General features: G+C 67.2%; 21 protein-coding genes and 1 pseudogene. 17 read left to right on the top strand and 5 right to left on the bottom strand.

All coding sequences use genetic code 11. From position 1 onward, the window contains the following. The first annotated feature begins 95 nt into the window (after positions 1–95). Positions 96–746, top strand: a complete 651-nt coding sequence (locus B146_RS0114005; protein ID WP_019997078.1) for a DedA family protein — start codon at positions 96–98, stop codon at positions 744–746. A gap of 8 nt (positions 747–754) precedes the next feature. Beyond that, on the top strand, positions 755–1,339 hold the full coding sequence (locus tag B146_RS0114000) for an MOSC domain-containing protein (RefSeq protein WP_019997077.1): 585 nt from the start codon (positions 755–757) through the stop codon (positions 1,337–1,339). Between the two features lie 117 nt (positions 1,340–1,456). On the opposite strand, the pseudogene B146_RS26140 reads toward B146_RS0114000, so the two are convergent. Together B146_RS26140 and tsaA are read right to left on the bottom strand one after the other, a co-directional pair. Beyond that, a pseudogene (locus B146_RS26140) lies at positions 1,457–1,756 on the bottom strand (DUF2293 domain-containing protein); the annotation flags it as partial. Then, positions 1,756–2,244, bottom strand: a complete 489-nt coding sequence (gene tsaA / locus B146_RS0113990) for a tRNA (N6-threonylcarbamoyladenosine(37)-N6)-methyltransferase TrmO (protein WP_019997075.1) — start codon at positions 2,242–2,244, stop codon at positions 1,756–1,758. The pseudogene B146_RS26140 and the gene tsaA, both read right to left, overlap by 1 nt. Positions 2,245–2,361: 117 nt before the next feature. Between tsaA and B146_RS0113985 the strand changes: the two genes are divergently transcribed. Together B146_RS0113985 and metF are read left to right on the top strand one after the other, a co-directional pair. Further along, positions 2,362–3,363: an ArsR/SmtB family transcription factor gene (locus B146_RS0113985; RefSeq protein ID WP_019997074.1), complete on the top strand. Its 1,002-nt coding sequence runs from the start codon at positions 2,362–2,364 to the stop codon at positions 3,361–3,363. An 11-nt stretch (positions 3,364–3,374) separates the two neighbouring features. Continuing rightward, on the top strand, positions 3,375–4,295 hold the full coding sequence (gene metF, locus B146_RS0113980) for a methylenetetrahydrofolate reductase [NAD(P)H] (RefSeq protein WP_019997073.1): 921 nt from the start codon (positions 3,375–3,377) through the stop codon (positions 4,293–4,295). Between the two features lie 335 nt (positions 4,296–4,630). Here the strand turns inward: metF and B146_RS0113970 are convergent, their stop codons facing one another. Continuing rightward, positions 4,631–5,917, bottom strand: coding sequence for an amidase (locus B146_RS0113970; RefSeq protein ID WP_019997072.1), 1,287 nt, complete (start codon positions 5,915–5,917; stop codon positions 4,631–4,633). Positions 5,918–6,060: 143 nt separating this feature from the next. On the opposite strand from B146_RS0113970, the gene B146_RS0113965 reads away from it, so the two are divergent. Beyond that, positions 6,061–7,281, top strand: a complete 1,221-nt coding sequence (locus B146_RS0113965) for an alanine racemase (protein ID WP_019997071.1) — start codon at positions 6,061–6,063, stop codon at positions 7,279–7,281. Between the two features lie 3 nt (positions 7,282–7,284). Here B146_RS0113965 and B146_RS0113960 read toward each other — a convergent pair whose 3' ends face one another. Further along, a complete protein-coding gene (locus B146_RS0113960) occupies positions 7,285–7,707 on the bottom strand; it encodes a DUF4112 domain-containing protein (RefSeq protein WP_019997070.1) in 423 nt (140 codons plus the stop codon). 164 nt (positions 7,708–7,871) lie between these two features. Here B146_RS0113960 and ypfJ point away from each other — a divergent pair, with 164 nt between their 5' ends. From ypfJ to B146_RS0113920, 8 genes are all read left to right on the top strand, one after another. Then, complete coding sequence (gene ypfJ / locus B146_RS0113955; RefSeq protein WP_019997069.1) at positions 7,872–8,762, top strand: KPN_02809 family neutral zinc metallopeptidase; 891 nt, start codon at positions 7,872–7,874, stop codon at positions 8,760–8,762. 73 nt (positions 8,763–8,835) lie between these two features. After that, the gene (gene glyS, locus B146_RS0113950) at positions 8,836–10,965 is read left to right on the top strand and encodes a glycine--tRNA ligase subunit beta (RefSeq protein ID WP_019997068.1); all 2,130 of its coding nucleotides are present in this window, start codon (positions 8,836–8,838) and stop codon (positions 10,963–10,965) included. A 2-nt stretch (positions 10,966–10,967) separates the two neighbouring features. Further along, the gene (locus tag B146_RS26135) at positions 10,968–12,053 is read left to right on the top strand and encodes an acyltransferase family protein (protein ID WP_019997067.1); all 1,086 of its coding nucleotides are present in this window, start codon (positions 10,968–10,970) and stop codon (positions 12,051–12,053) included. Between the two features lie 442 nt (positions 12,054–12,495). After that, positions 12,496–13,971: a glycoside hydrolase family 25 protein gene (locus B146_RS27835; RefSeq protein WP_051091575.1), complete on the top strand. Its 1,476-nt coding sequence runs from the start codon at positions 12,496–12,498 to the stop codon at positions 13,969–13,971. Positions 13,972–14,135: 164 nt separating this feature from the next. After that, on the top strand, positions 14,136–14,384 hold the full coding sequence (locus tag B146_RS0113935; protein WP_019997066.1) for a hypothetical protein: 249 nt from the start codon (positions 14,136–14,138) through the stop codon (positions 14,382–14,384). Positions 14,385–14,478: 94 nt separating this feature from the next. Then, entirely contained in the window at positions 14,479–15,447 is a 969-nt protein-coding gene (locus B146_RS0113930; protein WP_019997065.1) for an L-threonylcarbamoyladenylate synthase, read from the top strand. A 37-nt stretch (positions 15,448–15,484) separates the two neighbouring features. Further along, a complete protein-coding gene (locus B146_RS0113925; protein WP_019997064.1) occupies positions 15,485–16,915 on the top strand; it encodes an FAD-binding oxidoreductase in 1,431 nt (476 codons plus the stop codon). 180 nt (positions 16,916–17,095) lie between these two features. Next, a complete protein-coding gene (locus B146_RS0113920; RefSeq protein WP_019997063.1) occupies positions 17,096–17,671 on the top strand; it encodes a DUF6101 family protein in 576 nt (191 codons plus the stop codon). 18 nt (positions 17,672–17,689) lie between these two features. On the opposite strand, the gene ubiA is transcribed toward B146_RS0113920, so the two are convergent. Then, positions 17,690–18,691 carry a 4-hydroxybenzoate octaprenyltransferase gene (gene ubiA, locus B146_RS0113915; RefSeq protein WP_026358602.1) on the bottom strand — a complete coding sequence of 334 codons (1,002 nt, stop codon included), beginning with the start codon at positions 18,689–18,691 and terminating at the stop codon, positions 17,690–17,692. Positions 18,692–19,011: 320 nt separating this feature from the next. On the opposite strand from ubiA, the gene purD reads away from it, so the two are divergent. The 4 genes from purD to B146_RS0113895 all read left to right on the top strand — a co-directional run bounded on the left by purD (position 19,012) and on the right by B146_RS0113895 (position 26,041). Beyond that, positions 19,012–20,271, top strand: a complete 1,260-nt coding sequence (gene purD / locus B146_RS0113910) for a phosphoribosylamine--glycine ligase (protein WP_026358601.1) — start codon at positions 19,012–19,014, stop codon at positions 20,269–20,271. Between the two features lie 108 nt (positions 20,272–20,379). Then, on the top strand, positions 20,380–22,653 hold the full coding sequence (locus tag B146_RS0113905; protein WP_019997060.1) for an acyl-CoA dehydrogenase: 2,274 nt from the start codon (positions 20,380–20,382) through the stop codon (positions 22,651–22,653). Further along, entirely contained in the window at positions 22,650–23,933 is a 1,284-nt protein-coding gene (locus B146_RS0113900; RefSeq protein WP_019997059.1) for an acetyl-CoA C-acetyltransferase, read from the top strand. Before B146_RS0113905 ends, B146_RS0113900 begins: the two co-directional genes overlap by 4 nt. 14 nt (positions 23,934–23,947) lie before the next feature. Continuing rightward, complete coding sequence (locus B146_RS0113895; RefSeq protein WP_019997058.1) at positions 23,948–26,041, top strand: 3-hydroxyacyl-CoA dehydrogenase NAD-binding domain-containing protein; 2,094 nt, start codon at positions 23,948–23,950, stop codon at positions 26,039–26,041. The last annotated feature ends 3 nt before the right edge of the window (positions 26,042–26,044 follow it).

The following is a 26,044-nucleotide window of genomic DNA, read 5'->3' as shown; positions in this document are numbered from 1 at the left end:
GCCTCGCGTCCCGCTTGCCCCTGCGCAGCGAGTGGCAGCGTCCTATCTCGCCGAGCGGGTCTTCTCGCATTCCCCCAGCGCAAGGTACGCCGTCCATGGATCAGTTCGTTCAGGGTCTCATGCAGGATTTCGGCGTGTTCGGAATCGCCTTCCTGATGTTCCTCGAGAACATCTTCCCGCCGATCCCGTCCGAGATCATCATGCCCCTGGCGGGCTATCAGGCCGCGACCGGCCAGCATTCGATCTGGGCCGTCATTCTGGCCGGGACGATCGGATCGATCCTCGGCATTCTTCCCTGGTACTATCTCGGCCTCGTGGTCGGCGAGCAGCGCATCGTCAAACTGGCCGACCGCTTCGGCCGGTGGATCACCATGACCGCCGACGATGTGGAAGCGGCCGACCGCTGGTTCCGCCGCTACGGCATCTGGGCCGTCCTGTTCGGCCGCCTCGTTCCGACCGTGCGCACGCTGATCTCCATTCCGGCGGGTCTGGCGCGGATGCCGCTGCCGACCTTCCTTCTCTTCTCCGCCATTGGAACGCTGGCCTGGACGGCGGGCCTCGCCTTCGCGGGCTATCTCCTCGCACAGCAATACGAGGTGGTGGACCAGTATGTCGGGCCGGTCTCGAATTTCGTCATCGTCGCGGTCGTGGTGATCTATCTCTACCGCGTCATCACCTTTAAACCCGCCAAGCGGAGCCGGCCGATCGACCTGAAGTCGGACGAGCATCCGCACCGGCACGGTTGAGGGTCCTCATGCGCAAATCCGCCATCAAGCTTCGTGGAACGATCGGCGGACTGTACAAGGCTGCGGGCGACGGGTTCGTCACCGCGCCGGTGGAGGGGCTGGCTCTCGGCTTCGACGGCATCGAGGGAGATTTCCACAGTGGCGCCACGCGGCGCACCGGAGGCCGCGAGCCCTGGTATCCGCGCGGCACGCAAATCCGCAACGAGCGCCAGCTTTCGATCCTGAGCTTTGCGGAACTTGCCGAAGTGGCGGAAAGCCTCGGTGTTCCGAGCGTTCTGCCCGAATGGATCGGTGGCAATCTCGTGCTGGACGGCATTCCGCGCCTCAGCCAGCTGCCGCCGCGAACCCTCCTGTTCTTCGAGAACGGCGTGACGCTGAAGATCGATGGCGACAACGGCCCCTGCCGCCTGTCCGGCCGCTCCATCGCCGGCCATTATCCGGATCACGACGGTCTCGACCTCGCCTTCGTGCGCGCGGCCAAGCACAAGCGCGGGCTGGTGGCCTGGGTCGAGAAGCCGGGAACCTTGACGATCGGCGAGGGCTTCGAGGCGCGTCTGCCCGAGCAATGGATCTACGACCCGAGCGAGGGCTGAGCCTCAGTCCGCGTCGGGGCGCGGCCTCCGCGCGGGCGGCAGGGCCGACGCTTCGCCGTCCTCCATGTCGGTTTCGCTCTCGTCCGTCTCACCCTCGTCCGGCCAATCCTCGTCGCCGTCCGGTTCCGACACGAGATGCCGCGTTGCGCCCCACTGGTCGAGCACGGCGTTGATCGCGTCCACCACGAAGAAGCGCGCCTCGTCCTTCTCGTATCCCTCGTCGCGCAGCTCGTCATAATCGGTGTGCTGGTGGCGCACATGGGCGAGCGTCGCCAGCCAGATGGCGCTGGCGGGCGAAAGGCTGCGCATATGCTTCGAGCCAGCGGCGCTGCGGATCGCTTCGGCGTCGAGGAACGGCACGCGCGGGATCAGCGCCGTCAGGTTCTTCGCGATCGACTTCTGACGCTCCGTCGCCATCAGACGTCCTCCGGCCGGTCGACCGACGCAAAATAGGGTTTGATGTCGAGAAGCGGCGTTCCGTCGATCGCGTCGATCGCGTCGATCACCAGGCGTCCGGCTTCGAGGTCGATGGACACGAGTCGAACGAGATGCAGCCCGATCGGATTGGGGCGCACTGGCGAGCGAAGGGCGAAGGTGCCCGACGCGTCCTCCGCGTGGCGCGGCTTCTGCAGGGCGAGGTCGCGCCGCGAGCGATCGAGCCATGTCAGGAGGTGGAGGTGAGCGCCGGCCTCCAGCCGCGACAGGGCCGGGCGGTAGGGCGGCGCGATCAGGATCTCCGCGTTTTCGCCCCGTTCGCGCGCCGCGCGCATGTTCTTCGGACACGCCGCCGGCTCGCGCCAGGGCGATCGAATCGTGCCGATAAAGGCGAGGCGCGCGTCGTCGGCCTCGGCGGCGTCGAACGTCAGAAGGCTTTCGCCGGGACGGACTGGGAAGTCATCGCTCATCTTTTGACCCTATAGAGCGGGACGAACCTGCGCAAAGGTCGAGCCATCGCCCTTGCGTCGTAGGCTGGAAACACATAAACATATCTTTATATGATTTGCGCGAAAGGAGGCGCAGCCATGAGCGCTTCGTTCGACGCGACGGTGGAAATCCTCAAGGCCCTGGGCGAGCCGACCCGGCTGCGTCTCGTCATGCTCCTGTCGGGTCACGACCTGACGGTTTCGGACCTGACCTCCATTCTCGGCCAGTCGCAGCCTCGCATCTCGCGCCATCTCAAGCTTCTCGTCGAATCCGGCGTCGTGCATCGCTACCAGGAAGGGGCCTGGGCCTATTTCCGGCGCAGCGACGATCCGCTGGTCGCCCGTCTCGCTGACGCGCTCCTCGAGGGCGTGGTGGACGAGGACGGACGTCTGGCGGGCGATCGCGAGAAGCTGGAGGACGTGCGGCGCGAGCGCGCCGAGCGCGCCGCCCATTATTTCAGCCGCAACGCCGAGCAGTGGGACCGGATTCGCTCGCTTCATGTGCCGGACGCCGAGGTGGAAGCGGCGCTTCTGGACCTCTTGGGCACGGACAGCATCGAAGCCCTGCTCGATGTCGGCACCGGCACGGGTCGCCTCCTGGAACTCCTCGCGCCTCGCTCGGAGCGGGCGCTCGGCATCGACGCCTCGCGCGAGATGCTCTCCATCGCGCGGGCGAAGCTCGACGCGGCCGGCCTCAGCCGCGCCACCGTGCGCCAGGGCGACGCCTATCGTCTGCCCGTGCCGCGCGGCAGCTTCGATCTCGTGACCCTGCATCAGGTGCTGCACTATCTCGACGATCCGGCAGCGGCCGTCCGCGAGGCGGCGGCGGCTCTAGGGCCGGGCGGTCGCCTCGCGATCATCGATTTCGCGCCGCATGGGCATGAGATCCTGCGCGCCGAGCACGCCCATCTTCGTCTCGGCTTCAGCGAGGAGGCGCTCGGCGCCTATGCGCAGGCCGCCGGCCTTCAGGTCGAAACGATCCGCGCCCTGCCGCCGCAGGGCAGCCGCGCCGATTCCCTGACCGTTCTCATTCTCGTCGCCCGTCGCCCCCGCGCGGCGTCCATCCTCGATCCGGCGTCGCGGCCGGTCGAGGCAGCTTGAAGGAAAGAAGCATGATCCAGCGTCGCTCGCGCAGCGCGCCCTTCCGGGTGTCGTTCGAATTCTTTCCGCCCAAGACCGCGACCATGGAGGAGGGGCTCTGGGCGTCGATCCAGCGCCTCGCGCCGCTCTCGCCCGATTTCGTGTCCGTGACCTATGGCGCGGGCGGCTCGACCCGCGAGCGCACCCATCACACGGTGAAGCGCCTTCTGGCCGAGACGGACCTGAAGCCGGCCGCCCATCTGACCTGCGTGGATGCGACGCGCGAGGAGGTGGACGACGTGGTCCGCCAGTATCGCGAAACCGGCGTGCGCCATTTCGTGGCGCTGCGCGGCGACGGGCAGGGGGGCGCGGGCGGCGCCTACGAGGCCCATCCGGGCGGCTATCGCAACGCGGTGGACCTCACGGCCGGGATCAAGGCGATCGATCCCGAGATCGAGGTCTCGGTGTCAGCCTATCCCGAAAAGCACCCGGAAAGCCCGGATTTCGCGACCGATATCGACCTTTTGAAGCGCAAGGTCGACAATGGCGCGACGCGCGCCATCACCCAGTTCTTCTTCGATAACGATCTGTTCGAGCGCTATGTCGAGCGCGTTCGCCGGGCCGGCATCTATATCCCGATCGTTCCCGGCATCGTGCCGATCCACGACTTCACCAAGATCGCGCGGTTCTCGGCGGCGACCGGCGCGTCCATCCCGCTCTGGCTGGCCGAGCGGTTCGAAGGTCTGGAGAAGGACCCGCAGACCCACAGCCATGTCGCGGCGGCGGTCTGTGCGGAGCAGGTCCTGGATCTTGCCGAGCGCGGGATCGGCGACTTCCATTTCTACACGATGAACCGCGCCGACCTCGTCTACTCGATCTGCCACATTCTGGGCCTTCGTCCGGGCGGGACCGGCGGGGAGAACAAGGTCACAGAGGTCGAACAGGCCGCATAAAAAAAGGGCCAGCGAAACTGGCCCTTCTTCCTTTATCGGCCCGGCTCGCGCCCGGCGGCATCAGGATATGACGCCCATCACCATTGCGCCGAGAAAGGCGAAGGCGGCGGTGGCCATCAGCAGATTCAGAGGTCGCACCCGTTCCAAAACGATCTCCTCCTCACAGGATGTTACCAGTCTTCATGATCCTGTTAACATCGTAAAGGGGGTTTCGGTTCGCAAGGCGCCCGAGGAAATCGTCTCTCGGCGAAAGCAAGGTCGAAACAGGCACTTGCGATGGTTAAAAATTGTCGGGAAATCCGAATGCGACAGGCCGGTAATACAGGCTCGACGCGTCATCGGAGGGCGAGTCGGCCCTCCAGGAGGGCTGCGGCCGCCAATGCTCTCGCGTCCTGACCGAACCGTGCGATCACGCTGACGCCCAGGGGCAGACCGTCCTCCGTTCGGCCGACGGGTACGTTGACGCAAGGCACGCCGGCCAGCGTCCAGAGACGGTTGAAGGCCGGGTCGCCCATTCCCTCGTCGCGATGCGGGGCGGGGCCGGGGGCGGACGGGGCGAGGAGAATGTCGCAGAGATCGAACAGGCGCGTCGTCTCGCGCCGCCCCGCGCGGGCGGCCCGCCGGGCCTGATCGTAGTCCCCCGGCGGGATCGCCGCGCCTTCGGCCAGAATGGCCCGCAGGCCGGCATTCATTCGCTCGCCATGATGGCGGTGCTCGTGCAGCAGGGATACGGCGCCCTCGAAAAGCTGAATGCGCCCCTGCGCGGTGCGGGCGGCTGCGAGCGTTTCGCTTTCCTCGATGTCGAGAAGCGTGCAGCCGCAAGCCTCCAGCGCGTGCGCCGCCCGTTCCCAGGCGTCCAGCATGGCGGGATGAAGCTGCCCATCGATCGTCGAGCGATACAGCCCGACGCGAAGGCGCGGCCCATCGTCGTCCCGGATGCGCAGCGGACGCCCCGAGAGGTGGTCGGCGAGAAGAGCGACATCCCGCACGCCGGCTGCGAACAGCCCCGCCGTGTCGAGCGACCAGGCGAAACTCTTCAGCCCGACCGTCGGCAGCAGGCGGAAGCTCGGCTTGAAGCCCGCGACGCCGCAGAAGGAGGCGGGCCGGATCACCGAACCGGCCGTCTGCGAACCGAGAGCGGCGGGGACGAGACCGGCCGCCACCGCCGCCGCGGAACCCGCCGACGAAGCGCCCGGCGTGTGGTCCGGGTGATGCGGGTTACGGGTCGGGACCTCGCTCGCGAAGGCGAATTCCGTCGTCACCGTCTTGCCGGCAATCGTCGCGCCGAGCGCCCGAGCCTGCGCGACGAGCGCGGCGTCGGCGGGCGGTTGGTGCCCCGCATGGATCGGGGAGCCATAATCCGTCACCATGTCGAACGTGTCGAACATGTCCTTGACGCCGAGCGCGACGCCCGCGAGAGGGCCGGCTGTGGCGGGCGCGGCGAAACGTTCCGTCGGTGCCAGTCGGCTGAAGCTTGAAACCTCCGCGTCGGCCGCCAGAATTCGCTCATACGCCTCGCCGATTTCGCGCGCGGGCGTCGAGCGGCCCGTGCCGATGCGCTCCAGAAGCGCCTCCAGCGAGACCGGGGGAAAACCGAGCGTTCGGCGGGTCGTGTCCTGCATCCGCCCCTTGTGGCAGATGCTTCACAACCCTGCCATCGGTTTGCGCTCTTATCGCGCGGATGGCTTCCATCGTGCGAATGGCTTTCGCGCGGTCGGCGGGAGGTCTATGTCGGGACAGGCCGCGACAGGGAAGGATACGAGTGTTGCAGAAGTTCGAGACGGCCCGAGACGCGGCCCTGACGCTTCGCCCGGACGTTCCGGTCTACTGCTTCCGCCCCGAGGTCCTGCGCGCCGACGCCCGCGCCTTCATGGACGCGTTTCCGGGCGAAACGGCCTATGCGGTGAAGACCAATGGCGAACCGATGGTGTTGGAGACGCTGGCGGCCGCCGGCGTGAAGGTCTTCGACGTCGCCTCGCCCGGCGAGTTCGCGGCGGTGCGTGCCGTCGCGCCGGACGCCGAGATGCTCTACATGCATCCGATCAAGGCGCAGTCCGACATTCGCCTCGCGCTCGAAACCTACGGCATCCGCACCCTTTCGCTCGACCATGAGGACGAGGTCGCGAAAATCCTGCGCATCGTGCGCGCGCTCGATCTCGACCCCGCGACGATCACCGTCTTCGTTCGGCTCCAGACCAAGGGCCACGCGATGTACGAATTGTCGAAGAAGTTCGGTGCCGCGCCCGCCCATGCGGTCGAGCTTCTGCAGCGCTGCCACCGCATCGGCTTCAAGGTCGGGATCTGCTTCCATGTCGGCTCGCAGATCGAGGATGCCGATACCTACGAGCGCGCGCTCGCCTCGGCGGACTGGGTGCGCAACCGCGCCGACGTGCCCCTGGCCGGGCTCGATGTCGGCGGCGGCTTTCCGGCCGAGTACGGCTACGACCCGCGCCGCAAGAAGCCCAACATTCCCGGCACGCCGGAAATCCTCACGCAGCTGAAATCGGACCTCGCCGAATGGGGCTTTTCCGATCTGCCGCTCGTGGCCGAGCCGGGCCGCGTCGTCGTTGCCCGCGCCTTCTCGCTGATCGTGCGGGTGCTGCTGCGCAAGGGGCGGCGGCTCTATATCAACGACGGCATCTGGGCGTCGCTCTCGGATTCCTGGACGGGCAAGATCACCCTGCCGGCCCGCTTCATTCCCGACCCCGCCCGCGTCGCGCGCAAGGGCGATCCGAAGACGGTCAGCGCCTTCCGCGTCTGCGGCGCGACGTGCGATTCGGTCGATATCCTTTCACGCCCGTTCTGGCTGCCCGAGACGGTGGACACCGGCGACTGGATCGAGATCGGCCATATCGGCGCCTATTCGCTGTCGCTGCGCACGCGCTTCAACGGCTTCTATCCCGACACGTTCGTGGAGGTCGCGCAGCCCTTCGACGAGGGCGGCGCGGCCGATGGCTTCGCCAGTCTGGAGACGATGGCCGATTGAGCGCTACCGGCGCGGCGGCGTGACGTCCTTGATGTCGCGCCGTTCCAAGTCGAAATGATCCAGGATGATCTGGATGTTGCGCTTGTGGGCCTTGAAGTAGACGTCGAACAGGTCGCCCGCCAAAGGCACGGCGCCGAGCGTCGCGTCCACGCCGAGATTGGCCACCATGCGCGCGAGCTTGCGCTTGGGCAGGCCGAGGCGTCGCGCCTCGTTGACGATGTAGAGGCCGATCAGGGCACCGCCAGCATCGCCGATGCCGGGCACGAGGCCGATCAGCGCATCCGCGCCGAAGCGGATGTTGGTGCCGGGCACCTGAATGGCCGTATCCATCAGCCGCGCCAGCCCGTTCAGGCGCGCGAGGCGACGGGTCAGGTCCGGCGTCATCGTGTCGGTGCCGAAACCGGAGGCATAGGCGGTGGCGATCATCGTCCGTTGAACTCCCGAAAGGCTCGCGTTCGGAGCCTGCGAGAAGACAGATGGTGAACGATCAAGCGCTCTGCGAGGGGTCGTACGTCAGGCTGCCATTTCCGATGCGCCTTGCGCGCCTATCTCACCCTTCACGAAGTCGTGGTCGGTAGGGGAGAAGCGCGATGGAATGGCGCGGTCGTCGCGAGAGCAACAATATCGAGGATCGTCGCGGCAGCGGCGGGGGCTTCGGTGGGGGCGGGGGCGGAATGCGCATTCCGATCCGTGCCGGCGGAGGCGGCATCGGCCTCCTCATCATCCTCGGCATTCTGTGGATCGGCTTCGGCATCAATCCGCTGTCGGTGATCGGCATGGACGACGGCACCCAGCAGACGCAGACCCAGACCGCGAACCGAGGCCCCGGCGTCGGCGGCACGGCCGACGAAACCGACAATTTCGTCGCCGTCGTTCTGGGCGACACGGAAGATGTCTGGAACCGCCGCTTCGCCGATATGGGCCGCCAGTATCGCGAGCCGACGCTCGTCCTCTTCAACGACCGCGTGGCTTCCGCCTGCGGCAATGCGAGTTCGGCGTCCGGTCCCTTCTACTGCCCGAATGACCAGAAGCTCTATCTGGACCTCGGCTTCTTCCGGCAGCTCGACAGCGATCTCGGCGCGTCCGGCGACTTCGCGCAGGCCTATGTGATCGCGCACGAGGTCGGCCATCACGTCCAGAACATGACCGGCATTCTCCAGCGCACGACCGAGATGCGCCAGCGCATGTCGGAGACCGAGGCCAATGCCGTGTCGGTGCGCGTCGAGCTGCAGGCCGATTGCTATGCCGGCATCTGGGCGCACGACACGCAGCAGGCCGGCTTTCTAGAGCAGGGCGATCTGGAAGAGGCGCTGAACGCGGCCAGCAAGATCGGCGACGACACGCTCCAGCGCCGTTCGCAGGGCACGGTCGTTCCCGACAGCTTCACCCATGGCACCTCGGCGCAGCGCGTCGAATGGTTCAAGCGGGGTGCCACCTCGGGCGACATGAACCAGTGCGATACGTTCAACGGACGCATCTGAACGCAATCGGCTTGCATTCGGAGGGTCGGCATGGTGAGACGCGGCGAAAAGCGATCCAGCCGCGAAGCGAACCATGCCCGATCTTCTTCTTGAACTCCGCTCCGAAGAAATCCCCGCCCGCATGCAGCGCAAGGCCGCGGGCGACCTGCGCAAGGCGGTGACGGACGCGCTGGTCGAAGCGGGTCTGACCTATGAGGGCGCGCGCGAATATTGGACGCCGCGCCGTCTCACCCTCGACATTCGCGGCCTCGACGCGCGCTCCAAGGATGTGCGCGAAGACCGCAAGGGACCGCGCACCGACGCCAACGAGAAGGCGATCGAGGGCTTTCTGCGATCAGTGGGCCTCACCTCCATCGATCAGGCGCACAAGCATTCCGACGGCAAGAAGGGCGAATTCTACGTCGCCCATATCGTGAAGCCCGGCCGGGCGGCGGAAGAGATCATCGCCGACATCCTGCCCGGGATCATCCGCGAATTCCCCTGGCCGAAGTCGATGCGCTGGGGCGCGGCGTCGCGCGAGCCCGGCTCGCTGCGCTGGGTGCGTCCGCTCCAGTCGATCCTCTGCCTGTTCGGCCCGGAAGTCGGCGAGACGGTCGTCGTCGATTTCGAAGTGTCCGGCATCCGCTCGGGCGATCGCACGGTCGGCCATCGCTTCCATGCGCCGGGCGAAATCCGCGTGCGGCGCTTCGACGACTATGTGCAGAGCCTGGAGCGCGCGCGCGTCGTGCTCGACGCCGATCGCCGCAAGGACATCATCCGCGCCGATGCCCAGAACCTCGCCTTCGCGCAGGGGCTGGAGCTGGTCGAGGACGAGGGGCTTCTGGAAGAAGTGTCCGGCCTCGTGGAATGGCCGGTCGTTCTCATGGGCGAGTTCGAGGAAGCCTTCCTCGCCATTCCGCCCGAGATGATCCAGCTGACCATCCGCACCAACCAGAAGTGTTTCGTGACGCGGCATCGCGGGCAGGGCGCGCTGGCGAACCGCTTCCTCCTCGTCTCCAATATCGAGGCGAGCGACGGCGGCGCGGAAATCGCACGCGGCAACGGCAAGGTCGTGCGCGCGCGCCTGTCGGACGCGCTCTATTTCTGGCGCACCGATCAGAACCCGCTGCCCGATCTCGGCGCGCTGGAGGCTTCGGCCGCGCGCTTCGGCCTCGACCTCGGCAAGCCGCTCGACCAGCGCATGGCCAAGCTCGACGCGCTCGGCGTGACCTTCCACGCCAAGCTCGGCACGCAGGGCGCGCGCGTGGCGCGCATCGCCGATCTCGCCGAAGTGCTGGCGCCGATGGTGGGGGCCGACGCCGCGCTGTCGCGCCGCGCTGCGCTTCTCGCCAAGGCCGATCTCACGACCGAAGCCGTCGGCGAGTTCCCTGAGCTTCAGGGCCTCATGGGCCGCAAATATGCGCGCCTGCAGAACGAGCACACCTCGGTTCAGGCGGCGATCGAGGACCATTACAAGCCGCAGGGACCGGGCGACCGCGTACCGACGGACAAGACCGCGCTCGCCGTGGCGCTTGCCGACAAGCTGGACACGCTGGTCGGCTTCTGGGCGATCGACGAGAAGCCGACCGGCTCGAAGGACCCCTATGCGCTGCGCCGCGCCGCGCTCGGCGTCATCCGCATCATCCTTGAGAACGAGCTGCGCCTGCGGCTCGGCACGCTCATCACCTCGGGCGATCTCCTGTCCTTCTTCCACGATCGCCTGAAGGTTCAGCTTCGCGATTCCGGCGCGCGCCACGATCTCGTGGACGCCGTGCTCGCGGGCGGCTCGGACGGCGCGGCGAAGGACGACCTTCTGGACATCGCGCGGCGCGTCGCCGAACTCGGCCGCCTTCTCGAAACCGAGGACGGTCGCAATCTCCTCGCCGCCTATCGCCGCGCGGCCAACATCCTCGCCGCCGAGGAGAAGAAGGGCACGCGCGTCGCCGGGGCCGTCGATCCCGCCTTGCTCGTCGAAGAGGAAGAGCGCGTTCTCTCAAGCGCGGTGGAGCAGGCCGAGCGGGAACTCGACGAAGCGCTCGCGAGCGAGAACTATGCCAGTGCCGCCGCCGCGCTCGCCCGGTTGCGCAGCCCGGCAGACGCCTTCTTCGACAAGGTGCTGGTGAACGCCGAGGACGAAGCGATCAGGGCCAACCGCCTGGCGCTGCTCGCGCGCATCCGCGCCGCCACGCAGCGCGTCGCCGACTTCTCGAAGATCGCGGGCTGATCTTGCCGGCCTGGAGCGATAGCCGCCGGATCGGCGAGATCCAGTGGCTGCGAGCCGTTGCCGCCCTCATGGTGGTTGCGGCCCATATCAAGATCGCTCTCGACCTTCGCTATTACGGACTGACCTTCGAGCAATCGCCGGTCAGCCCGTTTCCCTTCGTCGCCGGCGTCGACGTCTTCTTCGTCATCTCCGGCTTCGTGATGGCGCATTCCTCGCGCTCGCTGCATGGGCGAGGGGGCGCCTGGCGGACCTTTCTCTTGCGTCGTCTCGCCCGCGTCGCACCGCTTTACTGGCTGATGACGGCGCTCTTGATCGTGCTGCTCGAGGTGATGCGCGTTCCCATCTGGGCCGAGACGACCCCGAAGCAGATCGTCGCCTCGTTCCTGTTCCTTCCCGTCGCCAACCCTGACGGCGTGCCCCTGCCGCTTCTCGATATCGGCTGGAGCCTCAATTACGAGATGCTCTTCTACGCCGTCTTCGCACTCTTCGTCGGGTGGCGGCAGCGCGTGGCGCTGGGAGGCGTCGCACTCGTGCTCGTGGTCGGCGTCCTCGCGGGGCGCTGGTTCCCGCCTTCCAGCCTCGCGCTGCGCTTCTGGAGCGACCCGATCGTCCTGGAATTCCTTCTGGGGATCGCGATCTATGGCCTCGTCTACCGAGGCTTCCGCCTGTCCGACGCGGCACGCTGGGTCGTCGGTCTCGGCGGCCTTGCCCTGTTCTTCGCCTTTCCGCAGATCGACTTCACCTGGCGCTTCCTGCAATGGGGCGTGCCGGCCGGGCTGATGGTGCTCGCCGCCGTGTCCGGCCATCGCGACACCCGCTCCTCCCTTGCCGAATGGGCGGGGAACACGTCCTATGCCATCTACCTCTCCCATTTCTTCGTGATCCGCGCGCTTCTGTTCGGGCTCGAACATCTCGGCATCCGCGAGCCGATCATCTGGCTCGTCGGCTTTCCGCTCGCGGTTCTTCTCGGCACGCTCGCGGTCTCCACGGTGCTGCATTACGGATTCGAGCGTCCGGTTTTGCGCTGGGTGCGCCGCCGCTTCGACCGAAACGTCACCGAAGGCGTCGGCGCGCCCGCCGCGCCCTGACCGTCCGCGGGACGTCGGCGTCAGGCTGAGACAAGCCGCCCGTCGTTCAATGAATTGGCCTGCCGGCGTTCCTGTCCCATGGGATTCGCCGGTTCGCGACGATGGATGTCGCGCGGTGTCAATGGACCTTCGGCTGAGATGCCGATCCCGGAGACGAAACGCCGAGAAGGCCTGACGCCTCTGTGTTCCCGGTTGATCGAAATCGCCGGGTTAAGTCATGAGAAAGCCTCGTTTTCTCAATTTATGACGGCCAGTCATCAAGAGTGATGATCGCTGCCACCGGCTCGCCGGATTGGTTGTGGAAAACGGTTCCGGTTGGCGAAGGGGATGGCCCCTTCAGGACTCGAGGGACAGCGGCGCTGACGCGGCGCCGTTCGACGGACATTGCATCGCCACCGCCGGCCTTCGGCCTTGCGCGGCGACGACGAGGGGACGAACCCGAATGCCTGACCTGAGCGCCGCTCGCGCGGCCGCCCTGCGCTGGATGTGCGCGATTGCCGCCAGCGCGCTTCTCCTTGGCGTGGTGCCTGCGAGCGCCGATTGGAACAAGCCCTGGACCGACAAAGATCGCGCCCTCGTGATCGACGCCTACGAGTTCAATCCGATCAACTGGAAGTCGCTGACTTCGGACAAGCGCATCGCCGGCTTCATCAGCAAGGCGTCCGACGGACTGCCGCCGGAATGGTCCTGCGGCAAGCTTTCGGGCGATCTGCTCAATCTCTGCAAGAACCGCTGGTGGAAATACTCGGTCACGCAGGAGCTCTACCTGACGCGCCGCGAGATGGCGAAGACGCTCGGCCTCAAATGGGGCGCCTACCATCTCGGCCGTCCCGGCAATCCGCGCGAACAGGCGGACCATTTCGTCGATTTCGCGCAGCCTGACGAAGACGACCTGATCGCCCTCGACATCGAGGACAACACGGACGAGTGGATGTCGCTCGCCGACGCCGAGATCTTCGCGCAGCAGATCAAGATCCGCCTCGGCCGCTATCCGGTCCTCTACACCAACGGAAACACCGCCGATTTCATCGCCCGCAATCAGGCTGAATATCCGCTCCTGTCGCGGCTGCCGCTCTGGTACGCTCGCTATCGCGACGACATCACGGGCGTCTTTCCTGCCGGCAATTGGGACAATTACGCCCTCTGGCAGTTCTCCTCCATGCACAATTGCAACAGCCGTTCCTGCCCCTATCGCGTGGCCGGGGCGAAGGCCGATATCGACGTCAACGTCTCGCCGCTCACCGTTGCTGAACTCAAGGACGCCTGGCCGTTCAACGATCTGGTCGGCAAGGACCCGACCGACACGCCGAACGCCGGTGCTCTGATCGCCTCCGTCTCCGACGCCGCCAAGAAGGCCGTCTCCGACGTGGCGGAGACCGAAATCGCCGAGGCCGCTCCGTCTCCCGCCGTGCCCGGCACGCTCGCCGCCGCTTACGGATCGAGCGGACGCCAGCCGATCGATCCGCTGAAGCTTCTGACCGAGGCGGCGCGCCAGGAACACAAGGGCAAGCCGAATGCGCCGGTTCTCTCCGCGCTGACCGACGCGCAGAAGGTGAACCCGCCGCCGCCGGGCGACGCACCCGCGCTGAAGCCGACGCAGGCGACCAAGCTGATCGACGCCGTAACGCAGTTGAAGCAGGAAATGCAGGCGGTTCGCGAGATCCTCCACGACGCGCAAGCCACCGGCGCACCGCTCGAACAGCGCTCCGAGGTGCGGGACCATCTGAAGTCCCGCATCGCCGAACTGATGAAGAAGGCGCAGGCGACCGTCCTCAGCGTCCCCGCCAACCATTTCATCGGCCCGCAGCGGCCGGACGAACGCGCGGAAGTCGAGACGGGGCGCGACAGCTGGACCTCGCTCGCCAGCCTGGCCAAGCCCGACCGCCGTGTCGTCAAGGCCTTCGACACGACGCGCTGAGCGTCGCTGCCACGCCTCGACGTCCAAGACGGAGGGTGTGATGCCAGCGAAACTCCAGAATGATTCTCTAAAAGCTCACGCCGCGCTGGGGAACACCCGGCGCTTTTGCGTGTTCTTGGCCCGTCAGACGCCGTGTGAGGCGTCATCGTGAAGGGTTGAGTATCATGGGTAGAGCTCTGGGTTGGATCATCGGTCTCGTCGTGATCGTGGGTGTGGCGTGGTTCGCCTACAACATGGTCAGCGTGCGCCAGACGCAGGAGGCCGAACTGCCGAACGTGACCGTGACGGGCGGTCAGCTCCCCAAGGCGGATGTGGATGTCGGCAGCGTTTCGGTCGGCTCCGAAACCCGCACCGTCGAAGTGCCGACGATCAACGTGACGCCGCCGGCGCAGAACGGCGCCACCGCCAACTAAACGCGGCGGAACCATGGATCGAAGGCGGCGGCGTCCGAGAGGGCGCCGTCGCTTTTTTCTTTGCGGGCCGCGCGCGGCGTCGTAGGGGAGGATCATGCGGACGACACGGCGGATCGACCTGAAGGATGACGGCGCCATCGCAGCGCTTCTGATGTGCCTGCGCGAGGGCGGCCTCGCGGCGGTGCCGACGGAAACCGTCTATGGCCTTGCCGCCGACGCGGCCAATGGGCAGGCCGTCGCCGGCATTTTCGAGGCCAAGGGCCGGCCCCGCTTCAATCCGTTGATCTGCCATGTCAGCGATCTCGCCATGGCGGAGCGCTATGCCCGTTTCGACGATGTGTCGCGCCGGCTGGCCGAACGCTTCTGGCCGGGGCCCCTGACCCTCGTTCTGCCGGCCATCCCCAATGCGGGACTTCATCCCCTCGTGATGGGCGGTCTCGACACGGTCGCGCTGCGCGCGCCGCAGGGACCCTTCCGCTCGGTGATCTCGGCGCTCGGGCGACCGATCGCGGCACCCAGCGCCAATCGCTCCGGCCGCGTCAGCCCGACCACGGCGGAGCACGTTCTGCGCACGCTGGAAGGGCGGATCGACCTCGTGGCCGATGGCGGGGCGACGGAGGAGGGGCTGGAATCCACCATCGTCCGCGCTTTCGACGACCATATCCGTCTCCTGCGACCCGGTACGCTGACGGCCGAGCGGATCGAAGCCGAAGTGGGCTTCCCCGTCCTGCGACGGGACGAGAGCGACGCGATCTCAGCGCCCGGCCAGCTTCTCTCGCATTACGCCCCCGCCGGCCGCGTGCGCCTGGGCGCGCGCGCGCCCGAGCCGGGCGAATACTGGATCGGCTTCGGACCAGAGCCCGATGCGGGGCTGGAATCCGCCGGCGGGTCCTTCAATCTCAGCCCGAGCGGCGATCTGCGCGAGGCGGCCAGCCGCCTGTTCGCGGCGCTGTCGGCGTTCGACGCGCCGGAGATCGAGCGTATCGCCGTCGCCTCGATCCCGTCCGACGGCCTGGGCGAGGCGATCAACGACCGTCTGCGGCGCGCGGCAGCCGACCGCTGATCTCGACGTTAACCCTGATCCGGTCTAGCGTTCGCGCATGGACACGATCGATTCCGCCGCCCTTTCCGACGACCTTCGCGCTCGTTTCGCCTCGCTTCTGCCATCCGGCCGGGCGCTGATCGAACCCGGCGATATCGCGCCTTTCGTTCACGAGGAGCGCGACAAGTTCATGGGCCGCACGCGGCTCGTGCTGCGTCCCTCTACGGTGGAGGAGGTGTCGGCCATTTTGCGGCTCGCGTCGGAGACGCGCACGCCCGTCGTGCCGCAGGGCGGCAATACGGGGCTCGTCGGCGGGCAGGTGCCGCGCTCCGACGCCGAGATCGTTCTGTCCTTGCAGAAGCTCGATCGCATCCGCGAGGTCGATCCGGTCGGCCGCACGATGACGCTCGATGCCGGCGTCATTCTGAAGCGCGCGCAGGAGGCCGCCGACGATGCGGGGCTCTTCTTCCCTCTGTCCCTCGGCTCGGAAGGCTCCTGCCAGATCGGCGGCAATCTCGCCGCCAATGCCGGCGGCACGGCGGTTCTCGCCTATGGCAACACGCGCGATCTGTGCTTGGGGGTCGAGGCCGTGCTGCCGTCCGGCGAGATCTTCCACGGTCTGCGCCGGCTGAAGAAGGACAATCGCGGCTATGACCTGCGCAATCTCCTGATCGGCTCGGAGGGCACGCTCGCCGTCATCACCGGCGCGGTTCTCAAGCTCTTCCCCAAGCCCGCCGGCCGCGAGGTCGCCTATGTCGGGCTGAGCAGCCCTCGCGAGGCGCTGAAGCTGCTCACACGCGCCGAGGCGCTGGCGGGCGGGCGGTTGACGGCCTTCGAGCTCATGCCGCGCATCGGCCTCGAATTCACCATCCGTCATACGCAGGGCGCGCGCGATCCGCTGTCGCAGCCCTATCCCTGGTATGTCCTCGTGGAAATCTCCTCGCCCGTTTCGGGCGAGGATGCGCGCACGGTTCTGGAAGGCATTCTGGAAGGCGCGTTCGAGGCGGGCGAGGTCGAGGACGCCGCCGTCGCGCAGTCCATGGCGGATGCGGCGACCTTCTGGCGGATGCGCGAGGAGATGAGCTGGGCGCAGAAGCCCGAGGGCGGCTCCATCAAGCACGACGTCTCGGTTCCCGTCGCGCTCGTGCCGGAGTTTCTGGAACGGGCGAACGCGCTGGTGGAGGACGCGATTCCCGGCTCGCGCATCGTTTCCTTCGGACATCTCGGCGACGGCAACATCCATTACAACATTTCGCAGCCCGTCGGCGCGGACAAGGACGCCTTTCTGGCCCGCTGGGGCGAAATCAACGTCCTCGTTCACGGCGTCGTCGCGGAACTCGGCGGCAGCTTTTCGGCCGAACACGGCATCGGACAGCTGAAGCGCGAGGAGCTGGCGCGCACCAAGGACCCGGCCGAGCTGGCATTGATGCGTGGAATCAAAGGCTTGTTCGATCCTTATGGGATTATGAACCCGGGGAAGCTCCTTTAAAGTTTTATTCGAAGTTACATTTTGAAAACCCTGAATATGGTCAGGAACACTTAACTGCGTTTATTAGGTGAGGCGAAATAAGCCTCCGCTAGTCTCCAAGCATCGAAAGCCGGGATACATCGGCTGAAAGGGAGGGCTCCTGAAACGGGAGCCTCCGACAGAGAGACGAGAGGCGCGACCATGAGCCTGGTGACCAATCCGACGTCGGTGAAGCCCGAGTGGGCGAACATGCCTATCCGCCTGGACCCGACCCAGGTGGATCGCAAGCAGACCTTCCAGACCTTCGAGGGTGACGAGACCATCACCTACCGCGTCGATCATCGCGGCGCGGTGATCCGGCGCAAGCTGGACCTCAGCGGCATCCCCGTGGCGATCGCCCTGGCGCCCCGTTCCTTCAAGGGCGTCGCCGCCCGCGCGATGGAGGACGGCGAGGGCGAGGTGACGGTGACGCTCGAGCTTCACCACGAAAACCCGAAGCTCTCGGTGCCCCTCCTGGTGGCCTGCGATCTCTTCGACGTGGCGGCCGACTGGCGCAGCTGGTCGGAACTCTTCGACCTGCCGATGCTGATGGTGGAATCGGATGGCCGCGTGACGGCGCTGGAGGAGACCTTCGGCAAGCTGCGCACGGCGGAGCCTTCCACGCGCCGCCGCTCCAGCCATCGCGGTCGTCGCCCGCGCTTCCTCGCTCGCCGCAAGCCGGGTGGTCTGGGCATGCGCATGGTTCTGGCCGGCGAAGAGATCATCGCCCGCTCCTGACGGCGGATCGCTCTCTCGTCAGACGGGCTTGGGGAAGGACAGGACCCAGAGGCTGGAAAAGACCAGCCCGAGGAAGATGATCCATCCGAACAGCGCGTTCGACTTGAACAGCTTCAAGCATTGCTCGCCATCGTCGATGTCGAGCCGGCCGATCTGCCACTGCATCTGCACCGCGCCGATCGCGATTCCCGCATAGGCGGGCCAGGCCGGGCCGGACGGGCCGACCCCGGTGGCGACGAAGGCGAGCGTGAAGAGCACGAGCGTCCCGCCATAGAGCAGGATCAGCGCGCGCTTGGTGTGGCGGCCGAACAGGCGGGCCGTCGAGCGCACGCCGACGAGCGCGTCGTCTTCCCGGTCCTGATGGGCGTAGATCGTGTCGTAGCCGATCGTCCACAGGACGGAGCCGACATAGAGAAGAACGGGCGCGAGGCCGAGCGTGCCCCAGAAGGCCGCCCAGCCCATCAGCGCGCCCCATGAGAAGCACAGGCCGAGGCCGAGCTGCGGCCAGTCCGTGACGCGCTTCAGGAACGGATAGGTCGCGACGATCGCGAGCGAGGCGATGCCGAGCCCGATCGCGAATCCGTTGAACTGCAAGAGCACCAGAAGCCCGACCAGCGCCTGCGCCAGCAGGAAGAGCTTGGCGTTGCGGCTCGAAACGCGGCCCGAGGGCAGGGGGCGCGAGCGCGTGCGCGCGACCTTCGCGTCGATGTCCTGATCCACGAGATCGTTATAGGTGCAGCCCGCCCCGCGCATGGCGATGGCGCCGATCACAAACAGAACGAGATGCCGCAGGTCCGGCAGGCCGGTGTGAACCGCCGAGGGCGCGGCCCATTGCGGTGCCAGCGCCGCCGACCAGAAGCACGGCCACAGCAGCAATTGCCAGCCGATCGGCCGGTCCCACCGCGCCAGCTGCGCATAGGGCCAGAGCGCACGCGGCAGCACGCGATAAACGAAATTGTCGGACGGGGCGTCCGCAACGCGATCTCTTGAGCCGTCGGATGGTGCGTCGGGTGTTTGCATGGAACGGGAAAAGCCCGCCCGAGGCCGATCCGTCAAGGGCTAAGAGTGGCTAACAAGACCTCCGGGCGGAGAGCCGGCGAGGATCTTTTCGTTGCCGTGAGGAGCCGGGCGCAGACCATGCAGCGCATGGGTGAGCACCGGCACCAAAGCGGCGACGGAAAGGGACCGGCGGATCGACCCCTCGAGGTTTTGTTAGGCACTCCAAGAGCCGACGCGCGCGGGTCGAGGCTTGACCCTTCCCGCCGCCGCCTCGTAATCCCGGCCAGGATGCGGCCGTGTGGGCCGCCGCGCGGCTGCGACCCCCGGAGGCAGAAATGACCATGGACGTTCTCTTGATCGGCTCGGGCGGCCGCGAACATGCATTGGCCTGGAAGCTCGCCCAGTCGCCGGAGCTCGGACGTCTCTATGCCGCGCCCGGCAATCCCGGCATTGCCGGCTCGGCAGAATGCGTCGCGCTCGACATCGCCGACCATGCGGCGGTCGTTGCCTTCTGTGAGGAGAAGCGGATCGGCCTCGTGGTGGTCGGCCCTGAAGTGCCGCTCGTCGCCGGTCTCGCCGACAGTCTGCGCGAAGCCTCGATTCCGGTCTTCGGGCCGAGCGCGGCGGCGGCGCGGCTGGAGGGCTCCAAAGGCTTCACCAAGGACCTTTGCACGCTGAAATCCATTCCGACCGCGCGTTACGAGCGGTTCTCGCAGGCCGATGCCGCCAAGGACTATGTTCGCCGCGAAGGCGCGCCGATCGTCGTGAAGGCAGACGGCCTGGCCGCCGGCAAGGGCGTCACGGTGGCATCGAGCGTCGAGGAAGCGTTGGCCGCGATCGACGATTGCTTCGGCGGCTCGCTCGCGTCCGCCGGCGTCGAAGTGGTGATCGAGGAGTGCATGACCGGCCCCGAGGCCTCGCTCTTCTGCCTGTGCGACGGCGATCGGGCCGTCCTCTTCGGCACGGCCGAGGATCACAAGCGCGCCTTCGACGGCGACAAGGGGCCGAACACCGGCGGCATGGGCGCCTATTCGCCCTCCTATCTCATGACGCCCGACCTCATCGAGCGCACGATGGCCGAGATCATCCGTCCGACGCTGGAGGGCATGCGCGAGAAGGGCGCGCCCTTCCGGGGCGTCCTCTATGCCGGTCTGATGCTGACCGAGGAGGGGCCTAAGCTCATCGAATACAATGTGCGCTTCGGCGACCCTGAATGTCAGGTGCTGATGATGCGCCTGACGAGCGATCTTCTGCCGGTTCTCTTCGCGGCCGCGACCGGCTCGCTCGAGGCGGTCCAACTCGGATGGTCGCCGGAGCCCGCCGTCACGGTGGTTCTCGCTTCCAAAGGGTATCCCGGCGACTACGCGAGGAACACGCCGATCCGCTCGCTGCCCGAAACCGGCGATGGCGAAATGATCTTTCACGCCGGCACGGCGCTCCGGGAGGGCCAGCTCGTCGCCACGGGCGGGCGCGTCCTCAACGTGACGGCGCGGGCGGACGAGGTGGCCGAGGCGGTCGATAAGGTCTACGCTCTCGTGGATCGCGTCGAATGGAGCGAAGGCTTCTGCCGCCGAGACATCGCCCACCGCGCCCGGCGTTGACGAAGGCTTGAGCGCCGGTTCGCTAGGGTGGGGTGGGAATCGGCGTTCTTCCCATTACGTAAGATGTTATCGAGGCGAAGAACGCATAGTCTATCAGGGAGAAAGCGCATGTCGTTCCGCAAGGACCGTTTGACCCGACCGATCTTTCGCTGGGCGAAGACGGCCATGCCCGCCATTTCCGAAACCGAGGAAAAGGCGATCGACGCGGGAACGGTGTGGTGGGACGGCGAGCTTTTCGGCGGCGCCCCCGACTGGGGCAAGCTGATCGCCATGCCGCCCGCGCGCCTGACGGACGAGGAGCGCGCCTTTCTCGACGGTCCCGTCGAGGAACTCTGCGCGATGCTGGACGACTGGCAGATCACCTGGAAGGATCGCGACCTCTCGCCCGAGGTCTGGGACTTCATGAAGAGCCGCAAGTTCTTCGGGATGGTGATCCCGAAGCAATATGGCGGGCTCGGCTTCTCCAACACCGCCCATTCGGAGGTCGTGCGCAAGGTCTCCTCCGCCAGCGTCGCGGCGGGCGTGACGGTCATGGTGCCGAACTCGCTCGGACCGGGCGAGCTGATGCTGCATTTCGGCACGCAGGCGCAGCGGGACCATTGGCTGCCGCGTCTGGCGGATGGGCGTGAGGTTCCCTGCTTCGGCCTGACTTCGGCCGATGCCGGCTCCGACGCCGCCGCGATGCGCGATGTCGGCATCGTCGAATATGGCGAGCACGAGGGCGAGCGGGTGCTCGGCATCCGCCTAAACTTCGACAAGCGCTACATCACGCTGGCGCCGGTCGCGACGGTCATGGGCCTCGCCTTCAAGCTGCAGGACCCGGACAATCATCTCGGTCGCGGCAAGCATTTGGGCATCACCGTCGCGCTTCTGCCGACCTCGACGCCGGGCGTCCGGCATGGCGACCGGCATATCCCGCAATTCACCTTCTTCCAGAACGGACCGATCTCCGGGCGCGACGTCTTCATCCCGCTCGACTGGGTTCTGGGCGGACCGGAGCGGGTCGGCGAGGGCTGGACCATGCTGATGACGGCGCTCGCCGCCGGGCGCGGCATCTCGCTTCCCTCGCAGTCGGCCGCCGCCGCCGCGATGGCCGCGCGGCTGACCGGCGCCTATGCGCGGGTTCGCACGCAGTTCAACCTGCCGATCGGTCTCTTCGAGGGCATTCAGGAGCCGCTCGCGGAACTCGCCGCCAACGCCTACCAGATCGACGCCGCGCGCCGGCTGACGGTGGCGGCGCTGGATGAAGGCCACCGCCCGTCGGTCGTCTCCGCGATCATGAAATACAACGCCACCGAACTGATGCGCCGCTCGGTCGAGAAGGCGATGGACGTGCATGGCGGCAAGGGCATCATCGACGGCCCGATGAACATGCTCGGCGCACAGCACAAATCCGTGCCGATCGGCATCACGGTGGAAGGCGCGAACATCCTGACGCGCAACCTGATGATCTTCGGGCAGGGCGCGATCCGCGCCCATCCCTTCATGCTGGCCGAGATGCGCGCCTTGTCCGACCCCGACCCGGAAAAGGGTCTCGACCGGTTCGACGAGGCCTTCTGGGGCCATGTCGGCCATTCGCTCGCCAATGCGGCGCGCACCGCCCTGTTCGGCTGGACCGGCGGCCTTGCCGCGCCGGCCCCGCGCGGCGCGGCCTTCCTCAGCCATTGGCGGCAATTGTCGCGCTACAGCGCAGCCTTCGCCATGCTCGCCGACTTCGCGCTTCTGACGCTCGGCGGCGCGCTGAAGCGGCGCGAGATGATCTCGGCGCGGCTCGGCGACATCCTGTCCGAACTCTATCTTCTCGGCGCGACCCTGAAGCGTTTCGAGACGGACGGGCGGCCCGAGGCGGATCGCCCGATCGTCGAATATGTCATGCAGCGCGGCTACAATCGGATGGGCCTCGCCTTCAGCGGCGTCTTCGTGAACCTGCCGAGCCGCTGGGCCTCGGTCGCCGCGCGGCTCCTGTCGTTCCCGCTCGGCGTTCCCCTGCGCCCGCCCGCCGACGAACTGGTGCGCGAAGTCGCCGATATCCTGATGCGTCCGTCCTCGCAGCGCGACCGGCTCTGTGCCGATCTCTATCTCGGCGAGGGTCGGGCGGACTATCCGGTCGCCGTCCTGGAAAACGCCTTCCGTCTGGTGGTGGAGGCCGCGCCGATCGACAAGCGTCTGCGCGAGGCCAAGACCCGCGACGCCGCCAAGGCCCATGCGGACGGTCTCATCGACGAAACGGAACTGGCTCTCCTGCGCGAGCGCGACGAGGCGGTCGCTCGCGTCGTCGCGGTGGACGCCTTCCCAATGGAAGAAGTGTCGCCGATCGCCGCGCAGCACCGCCGCCCGCCTGAACAGCGGACGGATAACCCGAGAGCGGAGGCGGCCGAATGAGCCGAGCGGTCTATCTCGTCGACGGCGCGCGCACGCCTTTCATCAAGGCGCGCGGCAAGCCGGGGCCGTTCACGCCGGTGGACCTCGCCGTTCAATGCGGGCGTCCGCTTCTGATGCGCCAGCGCTTCGACCCGGCACTGATCGACTTCGTCGTGCTCGGCTGCGTCAATGTCGTGGCCGAGGAGATGAACCCGGCCCGCGTCGCGGCGCTGCGTCTCGGTCTTCCCGAACAGGTGCCGGCCTATACGGTGCAGATCAATTGCGGCTCGGGCATGCTGTCGATCGACGAGGCGTTCCGCGCGGTCGAATCGGGACGCTCCCAGATCGCGCTCGCCGGCGGGGCGGAAGCACTCAGCCATTCGCCGCTGGTGCTTCAGCGCGGCGCGGTGGACTGGTTCGCCCGGTTGAACGGCGCGCGGACGCCCGCCGCCAAACTCAAGGCCGTCTCGACGCTGAGGCCGGATTTCCTGAAGCCGGTGATCGGCCTGGAGCGCGGGCTCACCGATCCGATCACCTCCTTGAACATGGGGCAGACCGCCGAGAAGATCGGTCATCTCTTCGGCGTCACCCGGCGGGAAGCCGACGAATACGCGTCCGAGAGCCATCGCCGTCTGGCCAAAGCGCAGAGCGAAGGCACCCTGGTCGGCGAAGTTCTGCCCGCCTTCGCACGGGACGGGCGCGTCTACGATCACGATGACGGCGTGCGACCCGATTCGACGGCCAAGGCCCTGTCCGGTTTGAAGCCCGTTTTCGAGCGGCCCTATGGCAATGTCACGGCCGGCAACTCCTCGCAGATCACCGATGGCGCGAGCTGGACGATCCTCGCCAACGAGGACGCCGTGCGCGAGCATGGGCTGGAGCCGATCGCGCGGATCGTGGACGCGCACTGGGCGGGGCTCGATCCCTCGATCATGGGTCTCGGTCCGGTCGTGTCGATGGCCGGCCTTCTGCGCAAGCGCGGCCTGACGCTCGGCGATATCGATCTGTTCGAGATCAACGAGGCCTTCGCGGCGCAGGTCCTCGCCTGCCTTCGCGCCTTCGAAAGCGACAAGGTCGGCCGCGAGGTGCTCGGCTTCGACGGCGCGCTCGGCACGATCTCGCGCGATCGCCTGAATGTCGATGGCGGCGCCATCGCGCTCGGCCACCCGGTCGGCACCAGTGGAAACCGCATCACGCTGCATCTCGCCCGCGCCATGCGCAAGCGCGGCGCGCGCCTCGGCCTCGCCTCGCAATGCATCGGCGGCGGCCTCGGCGGTGCCATGCTCCTCGAAGCGGCGTGAAGGGAGAACGTCCCATGGATACGATGCTGAACGTGCTCGAGGATCGCGCCCTCGAACCGTCGGTCGCGCGCGATGCCGCGCCAGAGGGCAATTGGCGCATCGCCCGCGACGACGAGAACATCGCCTGGCTGGTGCTCGACCGGCCGGGCAAGTCGGTCAACACGATCGATCGCAGCGTTCTCGAAGAACTGGACCTGCATCTCGCCGCGCTCGAAGCCGACCGGCCGCGTGGCCTCGTGATCCGATCCGCCAAGCCCGGCGGGTTCGCGGCGGGCGCCGACATCAACGGCTTCGTCGGCGCCTCGCGCCAGGCGGTTCGCGAAATGCTGGGCGAGGGGCATCGCGTTCTCGACCGGCTCGCCGCACTGCCCTTCGCGAGCGTCGCGGTGGTGCATGGCCATTGCCTCGGCGCGGGGCTCGAACTCGCGCTCGCCTGCCGGATGCGGATTGCCGTGTCGAACGCGACGCTCGGCTTCCCGGAAGTGATGCTCGGTCTCCATCCCGGGCTCGGCGGAACCTTCCGCTCCATCGCGCTGGCCGACCCGGTGGAGGCGATGAGCCTCATGCTGACCGGCAAGTCCGCGCCCGCCCGCAAGGCCAGGAAGATCGGTCTGGTGGATGCCGTGGTGGAAGAACGGCATGTGAATAACGCCGTTCACGCCGCGATCTTCGGCGATCTCGTCCGGCCCGATCCGAGCCTTCGCTCCAAGGCCTTCTCGCTCAAACCCGCTCGGGCCTTCGCGGCCCGGCAGATGCGCGCAAAGGCCCGAGAGAAAGCCCGACCCGAGACCTATCCCGCCCCCTTCGCCCTGATCGACCTTTGGGAAGAGCATGGCGGGCGCCCCGATCGGATGCGCGAGGCCGAGCTGGAAAGCTTCGCCAAGCTCATCGAAACGCCGACGGCGCAGAATCTCGTGCGCGTCTTCTTCCTGCGCGAGACGATGCGCGGTCTGCGCCGGGGCAAAAGCGGCATCCGGCGTGTGCATGTGATCGGCGCGGGCGCGATGGGCGGCGACATCGCCGCCTGGGCCGCTCGGGAAGGCTTCGCGGTCACGCTGCAGGATATCGCGCTGGAGCCGATCGGCCGGGCCGTGAAGTCCGCGTCGAAAATGCTGGAAGCGACGCTCAAGGACCCGCTAAAGGTTCGCGACGCGTTGGATCGGCTCGTGCCCGATCCGGAAGGGCAGGGCGTTCTCGGCGCCGATCTCGTGATCGAGGCCGCGCCGGAAAAGATCGATCTCAAGCGAAAGATTCTGCAGGACGCCGAATCGCGCATGAAGCCCGGCGCGATCCTGGCGACGAACACGTCGGCCCTGCCGCTGCCTGACCTGGCCGAAACCTTGGCGGACCCGTCCCGCTTCGTCGGCATCCACTTCTTCAATCCGGTGTCGCGGATGCAGCTCGTGGAAATCGTGCGCCACGAGGCCGTCTCGGACGAGACGCTGCGCCGCGCGACGGGCTTCGTCGTGGAGCTTTCGCGCCTTCCGGCTCCCGTGCGCCCGAGCGCTGGCTTCCTCGTGAACCGCGCGCTGACGCCCTATATCGCCGAAGCGCTGAAAATGGTGGACGAGGGCATTCCGAAAGAGCGCATCGACGCGCGCGCCGAGGAATTCGGCATGCCCATGGGGCCGATCGAACTCGCCGATCAGGTCGGGCTCGACATCGCCGTCGAGGTTGCCGACACGCTGCGCGAGCGGCTTCACATGCCGCTGCCCGAAACGCCCGGCTGGATGCACGAGATGATCCGCGAGGGTCGGCTCGGCCGCAAGACCGGGCGCGGGCTCTACGACTACGACGCGGACGGCAAGCCCAAGAAGGCCAAGCTCGAAGCGCTGCCGGACGGCTCGCCCGACGACGCGGCGCTGATCGACCGGCTGATCCTGCCGATGCTCAACACCCTGGTCGCGGCCTTGCGCGAGGGCGTCGCCGAAAGCGAGGAGATCGTGGACGGTGCCATGGTGTTCGGCACGGGGTTCGCGCCCTTCCGGGGCGGGCCGATGCGCTATGCGCGCGAGCGGGGCGTCGACCAGATCGTCGCGCGGCTGACCGAACTCGAAACCTCGCACGGGACGCGGTTCCGGCCCGACAAGGGTTGGGATCGTCTCTGATCC

The sequence above is a fragment of the Aureimonas ureilytica DSM 18598 = NBRC 106430 genome (genome assembly GCF_000382705.1).
Lineage (GTDB): Bacteria > Pseudomonadota > Alphaproteobacteria > Rhizobiales > Rhizobiaceae > Aureimonas > Aureimonas ureilytica.
Note: the sequence above shows the minus strand (reverse complement) of the source record. Positions and strands in the feature narration are given on the sequence as shown.

Bases quoted from the DNA above. Each gene is read 5' to 3' on its own strand.
- B146_RS0114005 (WP_019997078.1), top strand. From the start codon at position 96: ATGGATCAGTTCGTTCAGGGTCTCATGCAGGATTTCGGCGTGTTCGGA.
- B146_RS0114000 (WP_019997077.1), top strand. From the start codon at position 755: ATGCGCAAATCCGCCATCAAGCTTCGTGGAACGATCGGCGGACTGTAC.
- tsaA (WP_019997075.1), bottom strand. From the start codon at position 2,244: ATGAGCGATGACTTCCCAGTCCGTCCCGGCGAAAGCCTTCTGACGTTC.
- B146_RS0113985 (WP_019997074.1), top strand. From the start codon at position 2,362: ATGAGCGCTTCGTTCGACGCGACGGTGGAAATCCTCAAGGCCCTGGGC.
- metF (WP_019997073.1), top strand. From the start codon at position 3,375: ATGATCCAGCGTCGCTCGCGCAGCGCGCCCTTCCGGGTGTCGTTCGAA.
- B146_RS0113970 (WP_019997072.1), bottom strand. From the start codon at position 5,917: ATGCAGGACACGACCCGCCGAACGCTCGGTTTTCCCCCGGTCTCGCTG.
- B146_RS0113960 (WP_019997070.1), bottom strand. From the start codon at position 7,707: ATGATCGCCACCGCCTATGCCTCCGGTTTCGGCACCGACACGATGACG.
- ypfJ (WP_019997069.1), top strand. From the start codon at position 7,872: ATGGAATGGCGCGGTCGTCGCGAGAGCAACAATATCGAGGATCGTCGC.
- glyS (WP_019997068.1), top strand. From the start codon at position 8,836: ATGCCCGATCTTCTTCTTGAACTCCGCTCCGAAGAAATCCCCGCCCGC.
- B146_RS27835 (WP_051091575.1), top strand. From the start codon at position 12,496: ATGCCTGACCTGAGCGCCGCTCGCGCGGCCGCCCTGCGCTGGATGTGC.
- B146_RS0113935 (WP_019997066.1), top strand. From the start codon at position 14,136: ATGGGTAGAGCTCTGGGTTGGATCATCGGTCTCGTCGTGATCGTGGGT.
- B146_RS0113930 (WP_019997065.1), top strand. From the start codon at position 14,479: ATGCGGACGACACGGCGGATCGACCTGAAGGATGACGGCGCCATCGCA.
- B146_RS0113925 (WP_019997064.1), top strand. From the start codon at position 15,485: ATGGACACGATCGATTCCGCCGCCCTTTCCGACGACCTTCGCGCTCGT.
- B146_RS0113920 (WP_019997063.1), top strand. From the start codon at position 17,096: ATGAGCCTGGTGACCAATCCGACGTCGGTGAAGCCCGAGTGGGCGAAC.
- ubiA (WP_026358602.1), bottom strand. From the start codon at position 18,691: ATGCAAACACCCGACGCACCATCCGACGGCTCAAGAGATCGCGTTGCG.
- purD (WP_026358601.1), top strand. From the start codon at position 19,012: ATGGACGTTCTCTTGATCGGCTCGGGCGGCCGCGAACATGCATTGGCC.
- B146_RS0113905 (WP_019997060.1), top strand. From the start codon at position 20,380: ATGTCGTTCCGCAAGGACCGTTTGACCCGACCGATCTTTCGCTGGGCG.
- B146_RS0113900 (WP_019997059.1), top strand. From the start codon at position 22,650: ATGAGCCGAGCGGTCTATCTCGTCGACGGCGCGCGCACGCCTTTCATC.
- B146_RS0113895 (WP_019997058.1), top strand. From the start codon at position 23,948: ATGGATACGATGCTGAACGTGCTCGAGGATCGCGCCCTCGAACCGTCG.